Source organism: Niabella hirudinis, assembly GCF_051201075.1.
Taxonomy (GTDB): Bacteria; Bacteroidota; Bacteroidia; order Chitinophagales; family Chitinophagaceae; genus Niabella; species Niabella hirudinis.
The window spans coordinates 38,803-58,262 of sequence record NZ_JBPEHJ010000015.1; the positions used below are offsets into that span (position 1 = coordinate 38,803).

A 19,460-nucleotide genomic window follows, 5' to 3' on the forward strand; every position below is an offset into this window, starting at 1 on the left:
CCCCAAAAAAGCTTATTTTTTCCGCAAAGCGAGTAATTTTTTTATGGGGCATTTACCAAAGTTGATTGAAGACCTGGCACTGATACTGATGGCAGGAGCCATTGTAACCTTATTGTTCCGCAAAATCAAACAGCCACTGGTGCTGGGCTATATCATTGCAGGCTTTTTGGTAAGTCCGCACTTTATTTTTACGCCCAATGTGGTAGACCAGGAGAACGTAAAAACGCTGGCGGAGATCGGCGTTATCTTCCTCCTGTTCAGCCTGGGACTGGAGTTTAGCTTTAAAAAGCTGGTACGGGTAGGCGGCACTGCCTCTATTACGGCGTTTACGGAGATCCTCTTTATTACCGTGGGCGGATATTTTGCAGGCAAGCTGATGGGGTGGACCACCATGGACAGCCTGTTCCTGGGCGGGATGCTGGCCAGTTCTTCTACCACCATTATTTTGAGAGCATTTGATGAATTGGGGGTAAAGACCAAACAATTTGCAAGGATTGTTTTTGGGGTGCTGGTGGTTGAGGATATTGTGGTAATCCTGCTGATGGTATTGCTTTCGACCGTTGCAGTTACCAAGAATTTTGAAGGAGGACAGATCCTGTTTACTGTTTTAAAACTGCTTTTTTTCCTGGGCATGTGGTTTATAGTGGGCATTTTTTTATTGCCAACCTTTTTACGGGTAGCCCGGAAGCTGCTGGATGAAGAAACCCTGCTGATACTGGCGCTGGGCCTCTGCCTGGGCATGGTGGTACTGGCTACACAGGTTGGCTTTTCCGCCGAGCTGGGCGCCTTTGTGATGGGATCTATTATCGCGGAAACAACATTGGCAGAGAAAGTGGAGCACCTCATCAAACCGGTAAAGGACCTGTTTGGCGCGGTGTTCTTTGTATCAGTAGGGATGATGATCGATCCCAAAGCCATGGCCACTTATGCCGGTCCGATCTGCTGGATCACCCTGCTGACACTGTTTGGCAAAATGATCAGCACCACCATCGGTGCGCTTATCTCCGGGCAGCCGCTGAAGCAATCGGTACAGGTGGGGATGAGCATGGCGCAGATTGGCGAATTTGCCTTTATTGTGGCCACGCTGGGCCTTTCGTTGGGCGTGATCTCCGAATTTCTGTTCCCCATCGCCGTGGGAGCCTCTGCCATTACTACCTTCACCACTCCATACCTGATCAAGTTTTCGGAGCCGATCTATAATTTTATCCTGAAACGGTTGCCCCAAAGATGGGTGAATAAGATCAATAAATATTCCTCCAGCACCCAGCAGATCCAGGCCGAAAGCGACTGGAAGATCGTACTGAAGACCTACCTGCGGATCCTGCTTACCAATACGATTATCCTGGTGGCGCTGCTGCTGGTAAGTAAAAACTTCCTGCTGCCGTTTGTAGAAGAACGGGTAGCCAATAATTACCTGCGCAATGGTATCATACTCGTGATTTCGCTGGCCGCTGCGGCTCCCTTCTTTTGGGCCTTTATGGCCGGTAAACCCAAAAACCAGGCGTATAAGGAATTGTGGGTGGATAAGAAGTATAACCGTGGTCCGCTGCTTATTGTAGAGCTGCTGCGGGTAGCCATGGGCATTTTGTTTATGGCCATCTTTGTAAACACGCTGGTACCCACCCGTATTGCATTGCTGGTGGGTATTCCCTTTACCGTATTGGTGCTGATACTGTTCTCCAACCGCATCCAGAAGTTTTACCAGCGGATGGAAAAACGCTTTATGCGCAACCTGAATGAGCGGGAAACGGTGGCGGCCGAAGCCAATGCTGTAGAAAATAATCTGCATCAAAAGAACAAGGAAATGCGCTCCAACCTGGAGGCCTGGGATGCCCATATTGTGGAAATGGAACTAAGCCCGCAGGCAACGGCCATCGGCATCCTGCTAAAAGACCTGCAGTGGCGCGAACAGTTCGGGATCAATATTGTGTATATAAAGCGGGGCGAGCAAATCATTCATACCCCCGGAAGAAATAACCGTCTGCTGCCTTTTGACCGGGTGGGCGTGCTTGCCACGGATGATCAGCTGGCTGTTTTTAAACCGGTTTTTGATGCGCGGGAAGTGCAGGAATATGATGAGATGAGCATCGATGATATTGTACTTCAAAAGGTACTGGTAGATGAACATACGAAGCTCAGGGGGCAAACGATACACGGCTCCGGCCTTCGCGAGCGGACCAACGGCCTGGTGGTGGGTATTGAAAAGGAAAAAGACCGGATCCTGAATCCTGAATCCTCAACGGTGCTGGAATGGGGCGATATCGTGTGGATTGTAGGCGACCGGAAGAAGTTACAGAAACTGATCGTGGAGTAACGCCGGCATTATGCTGGCGGTTCAACGTTTAACGTCTAACGTTGGAACCTGTTTTCACACTTGATGTGCGGTTTTCATTGCCATATTTTCACATTTCTTAAATTGGAAAAATCTGATCTCGAATATCGAAGAAAACTAAAAAACGAAGGAACCAACACAGAGAATGGAACCCAACCTGGAACATTGAACTTTAAACCTGGAACCTTTCCGGCGCATACACCTCGTACACCGGGCTGAACAAATAGAGCTTTCCGGTATTCACTTCCAGGCATTCAAACCGTTTGGTGCGCTTTTTTCCCTTTTTAAAAACACGTCCATTGGCCAGGGCAAACAAGGCGCCGGCAGGCAGTTCTTCTACCAGGTGATGGTGCTGTTTACGGTTATCGTAGCGGTACAGGATCCGCTGCAGTCCTTCTTCCGCACAGGTAGAAGCGCCCGGGTTGTGCAGGGAGCGTTTTAGCTCGGCTGCAATATCGGCTGGAAAAACTTTTTTCTCAAGAAACTGTGCCAAAAGAAGGCCGTAATGGTGCTTCCATTCCGGCCCGTGCGCCATTACCCGGTTCTGGTACTGTTCAAAGGTAACCAGGTGGCCCAGTTCATGCAGCAGGGTAATCAAAAAGGCGTATTTATTCAGGTTGCCATTTACACTAATGCGGTGGTGCTGTGCAGCCCCGCGATGCCGGTAATCGCCCAAAACAGAGGAACGGCTTTTGGCAATGGTCAGGTGTACCTTGTAATGATCCAGGTAGGACAGCACGGCCTCATAGGTGTCATCCGGCAGGTAGGCCGCCAGCTGCCCCATGGGAACCTGTTTTTTAGCCATTGTTTTTCTTATTGTTGAATATTTTCTTGAGGGTAGTGGTCTCAATCAGTGAATAGATGATGTAAATACCCAGGCAGATGAACAAGGCCGGTTTGTTAATACGACCCTGTTGTGTGTAAATATAAATAAATGCTGCAATGGCACAGGCAAATAAACGGATAATAAAACCACCGTAAAATACCCGCACAAAAACGTGGGGATTGGGATTGTCGGCCGCCTTTGCAGAGCGCAGGATATTGAGCAGGCTGATAAGGAACAGCAGGAGATTGCCCGCAAGCACCACGGTGGCATCCACATTGCTTTTCAGAAATTCCGCCTTTCCGAAAATAAAAAGGGCGCTGATTGCCACAAACACGATGATCATGATCCGGATAGGTGTTTTGATGGCGGCTTTGGTACTAAACTGGTTCATTGTTTATTCTTAATAGTTTCTTTATAAAGCTTGTAAAAGGTAACTCCTAAAACCAGCAAAGGTAACAGGATTAAAAACAATGGAGAAACTCCCAGCTTTTTATCGAGCCAGATAGCGGCATAAACGGCCAGGCCAATCATGACCAGCAATTGGGCGGTAAGGCCCAGGTATTTTAACCAGGGGTTGGGACTGTTATTTTTCATGATAAAACAGTTCTTTTATAAAGGTTCGAAGAAATGTAACATATAAAACACCCCATGAAAAATGCAGAACGGAGCAGGGTTAAAACCGACAAATTCCTTTTCACAAACTTATACTCTTTTTCTTTTACATTCCTCATTCGATATTTATGCCATCGTAATTCTATTTGCCTATGTGGTTACGAATTCATTCCCCGGACAGCCCGGATGCCGGAGGCTCATTTTTGGCATATTCCCTGGGTGTAAGGCCAAATTGTTTTTTAAACTCCCGGCTGAAATATTTGCGATCGTAAAACCCTACCATCAGGCTGATTTCGTTTACCGAATAGGTTTTTAACTGCAGCAGCTGGGCTGCCTTTTTAAGACGGATCGATTTGATAAAATCGTTTACCGACATATCCGTAAGCGCCCGCAGTTTTTTGTAAAGTACGGACTGGCTCATGGCGATCTTTACAGAAAGCGCATCTACGCTAAAAGCCGGATCATCAAGGTGCTTTTCGATAATATCCACCAGCCGGTCTATAAAGTCTTTGTCGGCAGACTGGATGATGGTGTTAGCGGGCGAAATGGTAAATTCATGGCTGAACTTCTGGCGCATTTTTTCGCGGGCCGCCAGCAGGTTTTTTACCGTAAGCTGTAACACCTGTATGCTGAAGGGTTTGGTAATGTAGGCATCGGCGCCCTTCGTCAACCCGGCTATCTGGTCGGTTTGCGCGCTTTTGGCGGTTAGCAATACCACCGGTATATGGCTGGTGCGGCTATCTGTTTTCAGTTGATCGCATAACGTGAGCCCGTCCATTTCCGGCATCATCACATCGCTGATGACCAGGTCCGGAATTTGCCGTACAGCGGCTTCCCACCCTGCCCGTCCGTTTTCGCAAAGCGTGATATTATAGGGTTCCCCGATCGATTCTCTGATAAGATTGCGCAGTGATTCATTGTCCTCTGCAACCACGATGCCCGGGCGACCCGATCCCTCATAGCCGATAGGCGCCAGCGGGGCCGGAGCGCCGGGAGGCAGGGAGGGTGCTGCCGCTTCGTATGGGCCCGGCAGGGGTTCCGCATTTTTCAGATGTGCAAGTCCCTTTTGAAGGGTGATGGTAAAACAGGTAGCGCCGGGGTTGCCGTTCCCCGATGGGGTGCTGGCTGCTGTTAAAACGCCCCCATGCAATGCGATGATCGATTTTGAAAGTGCCAACCCGATCCCGTAGCCGGTATTTTCATTGGGGTGATCCTGAACCTGGAAGTAGTTGTTAAAAATTTTATTAAGATATTCGGGGGCGATGCCTTTTCCGTTATCCGTGATATGGATCATCACGCTGTGCTCAATATTTTGTGCATAAACCCGGATGCGGCCCCCTTCCTGTGTAAATTTGAACGCGTTGTTTACCAGGTTAAAAATTACTTTCTCCATTTGTATTTTATCGAAATACAAAAACAATTCCGGTTCATCGTGCACAAACTGCAGCTGTATATTCTTTTTTAACGACAGGTCTTCAAAGGATTCGCAAATGCCCGCCAGGAACCCGATCAGATCGTAGCGGCCGGTGTGCAGCTGCATTTCTGCAGTTTCCGCTTTACGGAAGTCCATCAGCTCGGTAACGAGCTGCAGCAGGCGGCCGGTGCTGGATTTCAGGTGGGTGAGTTGACGCATCAGCCCGGGATGCTGGCGATTTTCCTGCTCTATCTGCTCAATGGACGCCTGGATCAGGGTGAGGTGCGTGCGGATCTCATGCGAAATATTGGTGAAAAAATTCAGCTTCATTTCCTGCAGGGCATGGTCCTTTGTAAGCAGTGCCCGGAGGTAAAAAAAACGCACAATAAAAAACAGGATGGTAAGGCCTGCGGCGATATAGAGCAGGTAAGCCCACCAGGTGGCCCAATAGGGGGGCAGCACTCTTATTTTTAACAGCCGGGGCGGGCTCCATATCCCGTCATTATTGGCGCCTTTAACAGCCAGTGTATAGGTGCCGGGAGCAAGGTTAGTAAACGTGGCCACCGGTAAGGCCGCATTGATCCAGTTTTTATGCACTTCCTGCAGCTGGTAGGCATAAACGTTTTTTCCCGGTTTAATGAAGTTTAAAAGCGCAAATTCAACGGAAAAGGTATTGTCTTTATAGGGGAGCGTCAGCTGGCTGATGTAGTTAATATCATTATGAAGAACCCCTTCTTCATCTTTTACCCCTACGGCTTCATTGAGTACCCGGAGGCCGGTGAATATAACCGGGGCCGGGTCCTTGTTTTCCGGTATATAGGCGGGGTTAAAGGTGGTCAACCCCTTCATTCCGCCAAAAAAGAGGTTCCCGGATGCGCTTTTCAGGCAGGCGTTCTTGTTAAATTCATTGCCGGGTAAGCCATCGCTGGTGGTATAGATCCGGAACGCATCTTTACCGGGATTGTATTTTACCAGGCCGTTTCCGGTGCTGAGCCACAGGTTTTGTTCGCTGTCGCAAAGGATTCCCTGTACATTGTTATTAGGCAGGCTGCGGGTAATGGGATGGATGCGGAAATTGTTTTGATTTTTATCATACACTGCCAATCCCCCGTAGTACAGGCCCAGCAGGATATTGCCATTGGCATCTTCGCCAATGCAGTTGATCTTGGGTTGACCCTTCAGGGTGGCAAAGCCGGGCTGGGTGAGCGATAATGTTTTCCGGTTAAAGCGCCAGATTCCTTTTAGCGTGGCAATCCATACATTTTGCCGCCGGTCTTCCAACAAGGCGGTAATATAGGGGTAACGAAGGGGGGCCAGGACAGATTGCAGCGCCGAGGGCCGCAGGGTGGTACCGCTGCGCTGATAGAGGTATAGCCCCGCACTGGTACCTACCCAAAAAAGGCCCTGCTGGTCTTCAAGAAGCGCAGGGATCTCCGCCTGGCGGTAATTGAGTATATGAAGCTCATCCAGGTAACGCCGGAAAGTGCCGGTTTTAGCCTCAAAACGGTTCAGCTTGCCCCCGTGGGTACCGATCCAGAGGTTCTGATCCCGGTCCATGTATACCGTTTTTACAAGGTTTGATTCCAGGCTGCCCGCTACCCCGGGCTGATTTTTATAGCTGCGGATCCGGCCGGTTTCCCGATCCACGAAATTTAACCCGCCGCCCTCGGTGCCGATCCACAGGTTTTGCTGCAAGTCCGTAGCAATCGAACTGATGATATTGCTGCTGATGGCCGGAAACGTATAGTGCTGCTGCCAGGACGAGGCGTTCAGGGCAGGGTTATAAACAATATTAACCCCGCCATAAAAAGTGCCGGCCCACATCGATCCCTCTGTATCGCGGAAGATGTTCTGGATAGAGTTTTGGCTCAGGCTCTCGGGATTTTTTGCATCATAGCGATAGGAAGCACAGCGCTGCGTACGTGGGTCCATAATGCTAATGCCATCCTGGGTGCCAATCCATAAATGGCCGGCCGGATCACTTTCCAGCGCACGGATATTGTCGTGTGCAATCGAAAAGGGGTTGGCAGGGTCTGCATAAAACCGGGTAATCTGCCCGGTAACGGGGTCAAAGCGGTTGAGCCCGTTAAGCGTGCCAATCCAAATGGCGCCGGCTGCATCCTCGTAAAATGCGGTAACAAAATTGTCGCTGATGCTGCCCGGATCGTTACTGCCGGCGGTAAATATTTTTTTTTCGTGGTTAGCAGACCGGATATTGACCCGCATGGCGCCCTGCCAGGAGTCGCCGGCCAGCCAAAGCCCGCCCCTCGAATCCATAAATGCCCGGCGTACCCTTTTATTTTCTTCGGGCTTGAGTATGCCTAGCTGGTCGGCCCGTTTAAACTGGTATTTTTTGGGATCTGTAAGTATATAGAGCCCGCTGAAACTGCCCACCCAGACGCGGTTCTTATCGCTGATGATCCAGTCAATAACCGGTGCGCGGGAGGCGGCGTCATTTCCCAGGGGGACCCGTTCGAACCGGTTTTTTTGAGGATTGAATTTATTGAGGCCCTTTTCGGTACCAATCCAAAGCCCCGAAGCCGGGTTGTAACAAATGGTATTAATATAATTATTAGAAATAGAACTGCTGTCCAGCGGGTCGTTGGTATAGGTTTTAAAACGGTACCCATCGTAGCGGTTCAGCCCGTACCGGGTACCCAGCCATATAAAACCGGTATTGTCCTGGGCAATAGCCAGCACGGTATTTTGTGACAACCCCTGGTCCGAGCTCAGGTTGGTAAATGATACCGGTTGCCCCGCCGTAATGATACAACAGGATAGCAGTGCCAGGACCCAGCTATAATATTTGTAATGGCCGTGCATAGCGGCAGAAAAACAGGCTTCCTTTCATTTTTTCTTTCTGGCAGCGGGCGTTTTGTTGGTCCGCGATGGTTTTTGTTGGTCAATTAACCCGGAAAAAACAGGGAATGGCCACAAATGTAAGGGGATTTTTGATGTAAAATGTAGGAGTGCTCCGTTTGTTTCAGAAACCTTGTTTTGTTAAATATTTGATAATCATATTGTTGTGTCTTTGAAAAAGAAGGAACGGATTTTTCCCCCTTTTTAAGCAGGATTATCGCCCTTATCCGTGGCAAAACAGCTGCACTTTAGCAATACAGAGCAGGATTGATTGTGCATATAGAAAATTGAAATTGAGAGAAGATTGAAAAAAGCCATTTTGATTGCTGAAAACGGCGGTTGGTCCGGAGCTGTAGTACCCTTTATGCGGTTGTCATTTAAAGCAAAAACGATCTATATTTTAATAATGAGAAAATTGCTATTCATTGCCTTTGTTTTTGGAAGCATTTGTTCCAATAGTGCCCGCGCAGCGGCGTATGGCAGTATGTACAGGAGCGCTTTCATTCATCAAAGGGATACTATACCAGCGGAGGATTCCGCTGCGCCGGATATCCGGTTGTACGATGCCGATTTTTTAAAACCGGTAGCCTATGAGCTGGCCTCCAGGGGCGACTCCGTTTTAACAACGCTGCAGGGGAAAATGCCCCTGGTTAGTGTACCGCAGTATTTAAAGGGGGCTGCCGCCGGCCTGTATGTACAGGAAAACACCGGGGAGCCGGGCAGCTGGAGGCAGTTTATGTATCTCCGGGGCGCTTCCAAACCCATTCTTTCCGTTAAAGATATGTATGAGGTGCAGCCAACGGTTTATGTAAACGGGATTCCGTTGATACAGGATAACCCCTTTATATACAATGTGCAATCCTATTCTGTAAATCCTGCGGGGCCGGCTACCAGCCTTTTGTCAACGCTGAGCCTGGATAATATTGAGCAAATCCGCGTGGTAAAAGATTATAAGGATGTGGCCCTGCTGGGGCCCCTGGCGTCCAACGGCGCTATCTATATTACGACCAAAACAGCCGCTGCAGGAGACAATAAGGTGAGCATTAACAGCTACTTCGGCTATGTTCAGGAGCCAAAGATTACCACCATCAACGCCGCCTATGAAAAGGATTTCCGGATGCCCTTTTATACAAAATACGGCCCGGCGGCCAGCCTGGTTTCAATGCCGGCCTACTTGAGCGACTCTTCCAATGTAAGTTATTATGGCCCCTCCAACTGGACGGACCGGTACTACAAAAATACACCGCTGTATTCTGTAAATGCAAGCTTAACAGGAGGGTCTGAAAGGGCTAATTTCCGTTTTTTTGGCGATTATACCCGTTCGGCGGCGGGCGCTGATGATACCCGGTTTGACCGGTATACCGGATCCTTCTTTATCAATATGATGCCTACCAGGTGGCTTACCCTGTCGAGCATGGTGAACGCCAGCTTCCTCAATCGCGACCGGAACCGGAGCTTTACCGACCGGTTTGCGGAAATGCGTTATTTGCCCAATACCCGGGAGCCCCTCTCGCCCAACTTAACCAATTATGACGCGTTTTTACAGTTATATGATAACACGATTGATAAAAATGCCACCACTTCCATCCAGGGATATTGGAATATCAACCTGAAGCTGGCCAAAAATCTGAACTACGATGCGCGGATTGCCTTCGATTACAATGAAGGGCGCCGGGATCTGTTCTGGAACAGCAACCTGTTTGATGGAACCAACTATGCATCCAACTACTTTGGGTTTAACCAGCGGCTGATTATTGATAATACCCTGGGTTACCGGAAATATTTTTCCGGCGGCCGCACGTTGAAACTAAAAGGCGGTATCAGCTATGCCGGCGACATCCAGAGGTATAATTATGGTATCGGTTATAACGGGCCCAATGATTATATCAAGATCAATGTGGTCAGTGGCGATAAACAAAATCCGGCCAAATACCTGAAGTCGAATGGATTTACGGTATCCGGGTTTACCGACAGGATGCAGCAGCGCTTAATGAGTTTTTATGGCAGGGCCGATTTTAACCCGGTACAAAATCTGGACCTGGGGGCTTTGCTGCGCAGCGATGGGTCGTCTGCTATGCAGCCGGACAGCCGGTGGTTTGTGTCCTCCGCAGTGGACGCCACCTACCATTTACAGCCCTTATTGGCATCGGGCGTCTTTTCACAGCTGGATCTGTTTGCTTCCTGGGGTCGTATTGGAAACCTGCGGTTAGATCAGAATATTGGCGCTGGGCCCCAGTATCAGCCCCAGGTGGGCTGGGCCGACTATCCGGCTCTTGGTTCTTACAATTCCTACGGCGTTTACTCCCGCCCTTATAATTACGGATGGGTGGGTTACGATATTCCATGGGCCTACAGCACACAGCTGAACGCCGGGGCATCTTTCTCCGTTTTGAAAAATACGTTAAATGTAACGGTAGAATGGTACAATAAAGATAACCGGAACATCGTGTTTCCCGCCCCGGTAACGGCAGAGTCCGGCTACAATTATGAATGGAAACCAGGGATGGTGGTAAATAACACCGGTATGGAAGCCACGGTTACCGGAAAGGCCGGAAAGGACCAGACACTTTCCTGGACGGGCACGCTGAACCTGGCCATGAACAAAAATAAACTAAAAGCACTGCCGGAGGGAAGCTCAGTGATTACGAACGACCGCTTGCTGGAAACAGGAAAACCAGTTGACCAGTTTTGGCTGCTGCAAAATAACGGAATCTACAATTCCGATGCGGAAGTGCCCGTAAATCCTCAAACCCGGCAGCCCATGACCTACCGGGGAGTGGTGCTGAAAGCCGGAGACCCTAAATGGGCCGATGTAAACGGCGATTATAATATTGATGATAAGGACCGGGTATTAACCGGCAACTATCTGCCCCGTATAAGCGGCGGGTTCACCAACCAGTTTGTATACAAAAAATTTGATCTTGGTTTTCAATTGGTTTTTGCGTTGAAGAAATACGCTATGAACCAGGTAGCCTCCAGCTACTATGGGTTTATAGACCGCGACAATGCCAATACGCTTGAGAGTATGAAGGAAATCACCTATTGGGAAAAACAGGTGGATCCCGGCCAGTACGAACTGTACAACCAGTGGAGCGATGTACATCCCTACCAGGTAAACCAGGACCTGTTTATGGAAAATGCTTCCTACCTCAAACTCAGAACAGTGAACCTTGGCTACGAGATCCGTAAAAAACAAAACCTTCAAAAAATACAGCGGATCTATTTGTATGTAACGGGTACCAATTTATTAACCGTCAGCCCGTATAAAGGCCGTGATCCGGAGCTTATTGAGTACAACGGGTATGATACAGGATATGGCCTTCGCCTGCCAAAAAGTTTTATCCTGGGAGTAAAAGTGGATCTCTAAAAACAGCAACAGTATTACCATGCGTATTAGAAACAGAATGATCAACCTGGCAATAGTCCTGCTGCTCATAGCAGCAGCGGGAAGCGGCTGCCGGAAAATATTGGATATAAAAGCCACCAACCTGGTTAATGAAAGCAATGCCTGGTCCTCACTCAATGATGCGCGTTCGGCCCTGCTGGGAACCTACGGACTGCTGCGCACGGCGCTTGCTGAAAATGAAGCGTACTGGCTGTATGGAGAGTTGAGAGGAGGGGTGTTTGCCGCCATGAACCGGCCCGATCTGCAGGCCGTAATCGATGGTAACCTCAAACAATCGTACAGCCTTTTAAATGAGGTTTCCAACTGGCGAAAATTTTATGCAGTCATTAATGCCGCCAATTTGTTTATAGAGCGGTCCGGCGAAATATTAAAAAGAGATCCCCAGTACACAAAGCTGAACAACAGCGTGGACATTGCTCAGATGAAAGCGCTGATTGGCATCACCTATTTTTATATGGTACGCATCTGGGGCGATGTGCCGCTGGTGACCCAATCCTATGATGGCACATTTCCAAAGATTCCGCGTTCGCAGGGCCGGGCTGTTTTAAAATATGCGGAGGAACAACTAAAGGCCGCCGCGCCGGTATTGCCGTATGTATACGGAGATGTTTTGGCCAGCTATTTTCCCGGCCAGTATTACGGGGGCGACCGGAGCAAATGGGCCGGATCATTGGTTACGCGTAATGCAGCGTATGCCTATATGGCACATATAGCTGCCTGGGATAACCGGTACCTCGATGCATCGGTATATGTAGATTTCGTAATCAGTAATGCGGCCCTGTCCGGTATCAATGCTTCCACGGTGTATGATCTTACCCGCTCGGATGGGTTCTTTTTGAATCAGAATACCAACCAGGTGTTTTCACTTGGGTTTTCAGCCGCTGACGGAGAATCTACCCCCACAGGGCATCTTGAAAACCTGACGCTGGCCAACCCGATTATTCCCCGGGCCAACCCCCTGGTGTATGTGCCCGATACCCGCATTGTTAGCGTTTTTAACGAGCCGGGCGACCAGCGCTTTTACCTGGATAGCGCCGGGGTGGCGCATTCCGCTTATTTTTCAGAGTCGTCCTCAAACCTTACCATTTTTAGTAAGATAAAAGTGATTGGAACCGGGGGTACACAGCAAAATACAGCGGGGCAAAATACGAATGTAATTACAGTGTACAGTTCACCCGTGGTATTTACGCGGCTTGAGGAACTGAAGTTGTTAAAAGCCGAGGCGCTTACGGTGCTGGGGCAGCCGGGCGATGCGCTGGATGTACTGAATGAAATCCGATTTAACCGCGGCCTGGCCCTTTTAAACACTACCGACAATCTTTTGGAACAGGTTTTTCACGAACGGCAGCGCGAGCTGATGGGCGAGGCCTGGGCCTGGTACGACCTGGTACGCTATAAACAAATAAAAAATAATGATGCAGCCTTTAATGCAATGCGGCAAAAGGGGGGTATTTATTGGCCGGTGAGCCAGGATGTAATCGACAGGAATTCATCAGTTGAGCAAACCCCCTACTGGAAATAAACAACCGATTTGCCTGCAGATAAAATTGATTAAAATGAAAAAAGTAGCTATAATTCTTGTGCCTGTTTTGTGCTGGGTGTTGGCCTGGTGCGCTTCCTGCCAGAGAAAGCCGGACGGGTACTATGATTTTGCCAACAAGGAAAATGTATTCAACGGCACCATTTATGAATACCTCCGGTCGAAGCCCGGAGTTTTTGACTCGCTCCTGGAAGCGATGGACCGGAGCCCCTGGCTGAAAGACAGTCTGAGCAACGCCGCAGGCCGGTATACCATTTTTGCACCCGTGAACAATAATTTCCGGCTGGCGTTTCAAAACCTGAACGTAGTGCGCCTGGGAAGCAATAAACCGCCGCTGGATCTGAAAACCGTGGATGCCGCCCAGCTGGATACATTAATAGACCTGTATGCGGTAAGGGGCTACTATCCTACGGACAGCATGCTTTTTGTAGATGGCCTGTTTCTGAAATCCATCCGGTACCAGGATTCGCTTCATGCCCAGCGATCTATCGATGGGGCGCAGGGTATTGTAAACGGGGGACCGGTGAGCGTCAATTTTGCTTATACAAACGGATCCGGATTTGCTTCAAAATGGGTGGTAGCGCCCACCCAGGTGGTGAACATTAAAGCCACCAACGGTATTGTGCATGTATTGGCGAATGCAAATCAATTTGGGTTTGAACAAGTAATACAACGATGGAATCAATAGTGCCGATAAATAAGTATACAATGAAAAATTTTTGTTTGGGAACCTTGCTGCTCTTGTCTGTTGCGGGTTTGCAGGGTTGTTATAAAAAATATCTTCCTTCTGATAAGGATGCTTTTGACCTGAGCTCACAGTTTACAACAACAACCTACCAGCCGTTTTTGGGAAGGACCACGCTTTTTGCCGATAATTTCACGGACATCAACTCCTCCCGGCCATTAAGTTTCCGGATGCTCAACATCCGCACCTATGACGGCGGCCCGGCTCCCGAGCTGCAAAAGCCTTTTCCGGTGCAGGTATGGACCGAGCCCTATACCGGGCTGGAAACTTCATTAGCAGCCATAGAAGCAAAAAGAAAGATCGAAGAGCACCCGGTATTTGAAATAAGAGATCATTCGGGCGAGTTTATTATGTGGCAGAGCGCCAACTCCAATATCGTGCGCCCGCAGCCCGATTCCGGCTACGTATTTGATGTGGAGGTAAGCAATAAAGGCGGGCGTAAAATTATTGAAGGACTGCGGCTGCTTCCCTACCGGGAACAGGAATACGCACCCAACAAGGCGGACATCATTACCGGCAACGTTGTGGACGAAGCCCTGCGCCCCGGTTCCGTATCCGGGATGATTGGCGATTCAACAGAAAGCGCCATTTATTCCAGCGATGTAGAGGTTACTTTTCATAAGGTATCCAATACAGGATCCTCCCTGACCTTTCGCTTTTTAGATGCCGACAATCAGTTGATTGACCCGGCAAAATTCAACCTTACCAAATGGGCTACGCTGATTCATGGTTTTAATATGAAGCAAACCAGCACCTATGTAAAATATGATGTGGCCTATCCCATACCCCTGGTGCAGCGGCGGACGGCCTATACCAATATCGATGGTACCAGCGCGCATCTTGATTTTGGTTACGAGCGCATCGGGTTCGGCGGCCAGCGCCAGGTAGCCAATATGCAGTTTGACTTTGCCATTTATACAAAGGGCGATTGGGAAATCATTTTCGCCTTTAAAAAGGAAACGCCCAAGTTTAGTAACGATTAATTTTTTTAGCAGATATGAATTTCAGCAACATGCGCTTTATTCTATTTATACTATTGGCCATCCTTTCGGGCTCTGCGCTGCAGGCGCAGGATACCCGTAAGATTACCGGTAAAGTAATGGATCCGTCTAATAAACAGCCATTGGTGGGTGTAACCATAAGTTTATCCGATTCGGCACAGGGATTGACGGCTACTGATGAAAATGGAAACTTTTCCGTTGTGGTACCGGCAAACGCCGTAACGCTGCATTTTTCCAATGTCGGCTTTAAGAAAAAAACGGTTTCTATAAAAGGAAAAACAGACCTGGAAGTATGGATGGATGCATCGGCAGACGCCATGCAGGGTGTGGTAGTACAGGGCTTTCAGCGGCGCTCAAAGAATACCGCAACGGGGTCTACCGTTACGCTAAGCGGGGAAGATATACAGAATGTGCCCGTATCCAACTTTACCGAGCTGCTCCAGGGCCGCGTAGCCGGGGTAAATGTGCAAAATACAAGCGGTATGCCCGGCGCGCGCACTACGATGAACCTTCGCGGATTTTCCTCCGGTGCGGTTTCCGGTTCGGGCAACGATGCATTTTTATCGCCCACATCACCGCTTTTTGTGATCGATGGTGTGCCGGTGGATGTAAACTCGGGGTACGAATACGGGTTTGATCAAAGCGGCCCCGGTACCAGCCCCCTGGCCTTGATTCCCCCGGAAGATATTGCTGAAATCAGTTTCCTGAAAAGCGCGGCCGCCACAGCGCTGTATGGGTCCAGGGCCGCCTATGGGGTGGTACTGGTGAACACGAAAAGAGGTAAATCGAAAGTGCCCATCGTAAGCTATGCCGGCAAATTTTATTTGAATACCGTACCCAAATTAAAAACAGTGATCGGCGGTCAAATGGAGCGTGCATTGCGCATACAGGAAATACTGGCCAACGATACCAGCTTATACAGCGGACGTGATAAGATCGATATGAACCCGGCATTATCGGATTTTTTAAATCCTTATTATAATAACTCTACCGACTGGCAATCTATTTTTTACGGACCCACGTATAATATGTCGCATAATATATCCGCGTCCGGGGGCGATCAGAAGTTTAACTACAAAGTAAACATGGGGTATGCAAAAGACCAGGGGATCATTAAGAATACAGGGTTTACCAGGTATAACCTGACGATGAACGCCGACTATCAGCCCACGGATGATTTTAAAGTGAGCACCTCGCTTATGGCGGCCCTGGGCGAGCAGCAAAAAGGAAATGGCAATGGCGTTTCGCAAACCGGGGTAGCCAATGCCACCAGCGCCTCGTCCTTATTGCCCCGGCCTTCTTTCTTTGGCGGCAATACCACGGCCTTAGGCAACTTTTCTACCCGCAACGAAAATAAAACCAACAGCCTGCAGGCGAACCTGAATATATGGTATCGTTTTATAAAAGACCTGAATGTGCGTGATGTATTCAGCTACTCCTACAATGCCGGCCGTGAAAGTAATTTCAGACCCTCCACCATTAATAACAATGTGGCGGAACTTTATGTATATGACGACCGCCGGCTGCAGTTAAACAACCGCGCCATGCTGGAGTATAATAAGGAGCTGGGGGGTGGTCATAAACTTACGTCTACCTTGTTTACGGAGGTTACCATGAGCACCTATTATCCCAAAGCCATGTCTTTTAGCGGGTTTCCCAATGATCAGTACGAAGGACCCTTTGCAGGAAGCGGCAGCCTTTGGGGAATCATTGATAACTATAAAGCCGAAGAGCGGCTGCTGACCAATGGAGCCGTTCTGGGATATAATTACAAGGATCGCTATATGCTGGATCTTACCTACAATACCAACGGTACTTCATCTAACGGACCCAACCGCCCGTTTTCAAAGATCCCCACGATTGCCGCACGCTGGAATTTTTATAAAGAAAAATTCTTCGAAAACCTGAACTGGCTGAGCCTTGGGGGCCTGCGGTTCGACTGGGGAAAAAGCACTACCCCGCAGGGCTCTGTTTTTGATGCAAACGGGAAATACCTGTTTACAGGAAGGTTTAACAATAACAGTACTGTGGGTACGGTTTGGGATTATATTCCCAACCCCAACCTGGCGCCTAAAACAACCTCGAAATACAACTTTGGGACAGACCTCGGTTTTCTGAACAACAAGTACACCGCCACTTTTGAAACCTACTATAACCAGGTAGATAATGAGATCTATGATTATAGCCTGGCCGATCATAATGCTTTCGGAAAAATTAAGCTTAACAGCCTGAGCGAGGTGAACTACGGTTACGAGTTAACACTGACCATGGCGCCGCTGCCCGTTTCCTCAAAATGGCAATGGAATATCAGCATGAACGGCGCTATTAATAAAAATGTGATGACGGGCCTGCCTGGTAACAGCCGCCTGATCATTTACAGGGATGGGGCGAACGGCCAGGATATTGTTTACCGCCTGGGACGCAGCAACCTGAGCTATATCCTCTATGATTACCGTGGTGTTTTTAAATCCAATAGCGAGGTGCCTGTTGATCCTGCCACGGGGCTGCCTTACCGGGTAAGAACCAATGGCGACCCCTATTACTTCCAGCCGGGCGATCCCTACTGGACCGACCTGGATGGCAACTATATTTCCGATGCAAACGACCGGGTAATTGCCGGCAGTGCAGCCACTAAAATTATCGGCGGTATCCAATCGTTCCTGAAATATGGCGGCTGGTCGCTCAACATCAGCATGTCCTATCTTTATGGCCGCGATATTTTAAACAACGCCCTGGCGCAGCGCCTGGCGGCCTACAGCTCGCCATTTAAGGTTCAGGAAGATGCCAGCCTCATCCCGGTTGGGGATACCCGGTTCTGGTCGCCCTCCAACCCGGATGGTACCGTGCCCAATCCCTATAATTACCTGTATGCTTCGCGGTATAATCCTTTCCGTTTTGATCAGACATTGTTTATGGAGGATGGCTCTTATTTCAAAATCAATACCGCAACCCTCTCTTACATGTTGCCCAAATCATTTACCAGCCGTTACCGCATGACAAGGTTCCAGGTGTATGCCACAGCCAACAATGTATATACGTTCTCCAACTATAGCGGGCCCGATCCCGAGCTGGTGACGGACCTGGGAAAAGACCGGTCAGACGGGTATCCGAACCGGAGGAGTTATACGCTGGGTGTAAATATTCAATTTTAAAATTGCAGGAATGAAGAAGAGCATTTTTATAACCGTTGTTTTTTTCATTACGCTTTGCAGCGGGTGTAAGAAATTTTTGAACGTGGATTCGCAGGATAGTCTCTCCGGGAACAATTTCTGGCAGACCCGGCAGGACATGGAAAGTTTTACCCGGGAAGTGTACCGCTTATTTCGTGAAGGCGTGGCCATCCGCTCCGGCCTCATCATGGTGGGCGATTTGCGCTGCATGCCGGTAGCCCAGGGCGCCTATCCACCGCGGGGCGATTTTAGCCTGCTGGCGCGTAATGATATCCGCACACTCGTTAATACCCCCCGTATCCAGAATAACGAAAATACATTCTGGCAACTGCACGGCGCCTGGGATTATATTGGCGACTGGTCGCCCATCTATAAGGTCATTCAATCGGCCAATATCCTTTTTGACAAAGCACCGGAGGTAAAGCAACGGGATGCCTCAATAACGGATGCCATGGTAAAAAAATACCAGGCGGAGGCCGTGTTTATGCGGTGTGTAAGTTATTTTTTCCTGATCCGCCTGTTTGGCGATGTACCCTATTATACCAATGCGTATAACGATGCGGCCCTGCCCCGTACAAAGGATGTGGAAGTGGCAAAAGCCTGTCTTAAGGAACTGGAGGCGTATAAAGAATACCTGCCCTGGACACCCGATGATCCGGCAAACCGTGCGGTAAGGGCCATGCGGGGAAGCGCGCTGGCGCTGGAAATGTATTTTAACATGTGGCTGGCCGGTATCGATGCCGGAAATGCAACCAGCTACTACCAGGAAACCGACCGTTTGGGCGATGAACTTCAGGGCAGCGGCGCCTACCGGTTGCTAAGCTTGCAGGATATAGCCCTTGTTTTTGCCGGCAGATCCGAAGAAGGCCTGTTTGAAGTGCCGCAAAATGTAAACTATGGCGATGTGCTGGGCAATATCCGCCGCACTTTCACCGGTGCCGTACTGCACTACCCGTACATACAGCTGAACCAGAACAGCACAAAATCGGAACTTACTTACAAAGACGGGTACCTTAAAAAATTATTTCCACCCGATGTAACTGATGGACGTAAAGAGGTTTGGTTTGATGCCAATATTTACAATGAAGACGGAACCATGCAGTGCTTCAAATTTTTTAACCTGGCGCTTGGCGAAAACAATACCACCTCCTCTTTGAGCAATTACTTTATTATTTTCAGGTATGCGGGCGCCCTGCTGCTGCAGGCAGAGGCCCTGGCCAATATTGAAAAAAACAGCCCCAAAGCCATTGAACTGCTAAATGCAGTGCGGCAGCGGGCGGGAGCCGATGATTATACAGCGCCTGCCAGCGCTGAAGGCGACCCCCTGGGCGATGCCATATTTTGGGAAGAACGCCGCGAGCTGATTGGCGAGGGGCATGCTTACTATGATATGGTGCGCACACGCAAAGTGTATAACCCCGACTATTGCGACCGCCCGATGCTGTACAGCAATTTTGTAAGAGGCGCCTGGACCTGGCCCATCGATGCAAAAGCATTGACCAATAATCCATACATGACATTGAATACCTATTGGGGTAATAATTAAATACAGCAG

11 protein-coding genes are annotated in these 19,460 nt (G+C 49.1%); 7 read left to right on the forward strand and 4 right to left on the reverse strand.

Features of this window, described 5'->3' with window-relative positions; all coding sequences use genetic code 11:
• Positions 1 to 43 precede the first annotated feature (43 nt).
• The gene (locus GGU45_RS19750) at positions 44 to 2,314 is read left to right on the forward strand and encodes a monovalent cation:proton antiporter family protein (protein WP_435227706.1); all 2,271 of its coding nucleotides are present in this window, start codon (positions 44 to 46) and stop codon (positions 2,312 to 2,314) included.
• 190 nt (positions 2,315 to 2,504) lie between these two features.
• Here GGU45_RS19750 and GGU45_RS19755 read toward each other — a convergent pair whose 3' ends face one another.
• From GGU45_RS19755 to GGU45_RS19770, 4 genes are all read right to left on the reverse strand, one after another.
• On the reverse strand, positions 2,505 to 3,137 hold the full coding sequence (locus tag GGU45_RS19755; protein ID WP_435227708.1) for a SprT-like domain-containing protein: 633 nt from the start codon (positions 3,135 to 3,137) through the stop codon (positions 2,505 to 2,507).
• On the reverse strand, positions 3,130 to 3,549 hold the full coding sequence (locus GGU45_RS19760; protein WP_435227710.1) for a hypothetical protein: 420 nt from the start codon (positions 3,547 to 3,549) through the stop codon (positions 3,130 to 3,132). The genes GGU45_RS19755 and GGU45_RS19760 overlap by 8 nt, the downstream gene beginning before the upstream one ends.
• Entirely contained in the window at positions 3,546 to 3,752 is a 207-nt protein-coding gene (locus GGU45_RS19765) for an AtpZ/AtpI family protein (RefSeq protein WP_435227712.1), read from the reverse strand. Before GGU45_RS19765 ends, GGU45_RS19760 begins: the two co-directional genes overlap by 4 nt.
• Positions 3,753 to 3,936: 184 nt before the next feature.
• The gene (locus tag GGU45_RS19770; protein ID WP_435227714.1) at positions 3,937 to 8,007 is read right to left on the reverse strand and encodes a hybrid sensor histidine kinase/response regulator transcription factor; all 4,071 of its coding nucleotides are present in this window, start codon (positions 8,005 to 8,007) and stop codon (positions 3,937 to 3,939) included.
• A 442-nt stretch (positions 8,008 to 8,449) separates the two neighbouring features.
• On the opposite strand from GGU45_RS19770, the gene GGU45_RS19775 reads away from it, so the two are divergent.
• From GGU45_RS19775 to GGU45_RS19800, 6 genes are read left to right on the forward strand one after another with little or no spacing between them, the layout of a single operon-like run.
• Positions 8,450 to 11,410, forward strand: a complete 2,961-nt coding sequence (locus GGU45_RS19775) for a TonB-dependent receptor plug domain-containing protein (protein WP_435227716.1) — start codon at positions 8,450 to 8,452, stop codon at positions 11,408 to 11,410.
• A 19-nt stretch (positions 11,411 to 11,429) separates the two neighbouring features.
• Positions 11,430 to 12,971, forward strand: coding sequence for a RagB/SusD family nutrient uptake outer membrane protein (locus GGU45_RS19780; protein WP_435227719.1), 1,542 nt, complete (start codon positions 11,430 to 11,432; stop codon positions 12,969 to 12,971).
• 34 nt (positions 12,972 to 13,005) lie between these two features.
• The gene (locus tag GGU45_RS19785; protein WP_435227720.1) at positions 13,006 to 13,677 is read left to right on the forward strand and encodes a fasciclin domain-containing protein; all 672 of its coding nucleotides are present in this window, start codon (positions 13,006 to 13,008) and stop codon (positions 13,675 to 13,677) included.
• A 20-nt stretch (positions 13,678 to 13,697) separates the two neighbouring features.
• Positions 13,698 to 14,717: a DUF5007 domain-containing protein gene (locus GGU45_RS19790; RefSeq protein WP_435227722.1), complete on the forward strand. Its 1,020-nt coding sequence runs from the start codon at positions 13,698 to 13,700 to the stop codon at positions 14,715 to 14,717.
• Between the two features lie 29 nt (positions 14,718 to 14,746).
• A complete protein-coding gene (locus GGU45_RS19795) occupies positions 14,747 to 17,887 on the forward strand; it encodes a SusC/RagA family TonB-linked outer membrane protein (protein ID WP_435227723.1) in 3,141 nt (1,046 codons plus the stop codon).
• 10 nt (positions 17,888 to 17,897) lie between these two features.
• The gene (locus GGU45_RS19800) at positions 17,898 to 19,451 is read left to right on the forward strand and encodes a RagB/SusD family nutrient uptake outer membrane protein (RefSeq protein WP_435227725.1); all 1,554 of its coding nucleotides are present in this window, start codon (positions 17,898 to 17,900) and stop codon (positions 19,449 to 19,451) included.
• Positions 19,452 to 19,460: the final 9 nt, after the last annotated feature.

Coding starts and splice junctions, on each gene's coding strand:
- GGU45_RS19760 (WP_435227710.1), bottom strand. CDS start 3,549: ATGAACCAGTTTAGTACCAAAGCCGCCATCAAAACACCTATCCGGATC.
- GGU45_RS19755 (WP_435227708.1), bottom strand. CDS start 3,137: ATGGCTAAAAAACAGGTTCCCATGGGGCAGCTGGCGGCCTACCTGCCG.
- GGU45_RS19765 (WP_435227712.1), bottom strand. CDS start 3,752: ATGAAAAATAACAGTCCCAACCCCTGGTTAAAATACCTGGGCCTTACC.
- GGU45_RS19750 (WP_435227706.1), top strand. CDS start 44: ATGGGGCATTTACCAAAGTTGATTGAAGACCTGGCACTGATACTGATG.
- GGU45_RS19795 (WP_435227723.1), top strand. CDS start 14,747: ATGCGCTTTATTCTATTTATACTATTGGCCATCCTTTCGGGCTCTGCG.
- GGU45_RS19775 (WP_435227716.1), top strand. CDS start 8,450: ATGAGAAAATTGCTATTCATTGCCTTTGTTTTTGGAAGCATTTGTTCC.
- GGU45_RS19780 (WP_435227719.1), top strand. CDS start 11,430: ATGCGTATTAGAAACAGAATGATCAACCTGGCAATAGTCCTGCTGCTC.
- GGU45_RS19790 (WP_435227722.1), top strand. CDS start 13,698: ATGAAAAATTTTTGTTTGGGAACCTTGCTGCTCTTGTCTGTTGCGGGT.
- GGU45_RS19800 (WP_435227725.1), top strand. CDS start 17,898: ATGAAGAAGAGCATTTTTATAACCGTTGTTTTTTTCATTACGCTTTGC.
- GGU45_RS19785 (WP_435227720.1), top strand. CDS start 13,006: ATGAAAAAAGTAGCTATAATTCTTGTGCCTGTTTTGTGCTGGGTGTTG.
- GGU45_RS19770 (WP_435227714.1), bottom strand. CDS start 8,007: ATGCACGGCCATTACAAATATTATAGCTGGGTCCTGGCACTGCTATCC.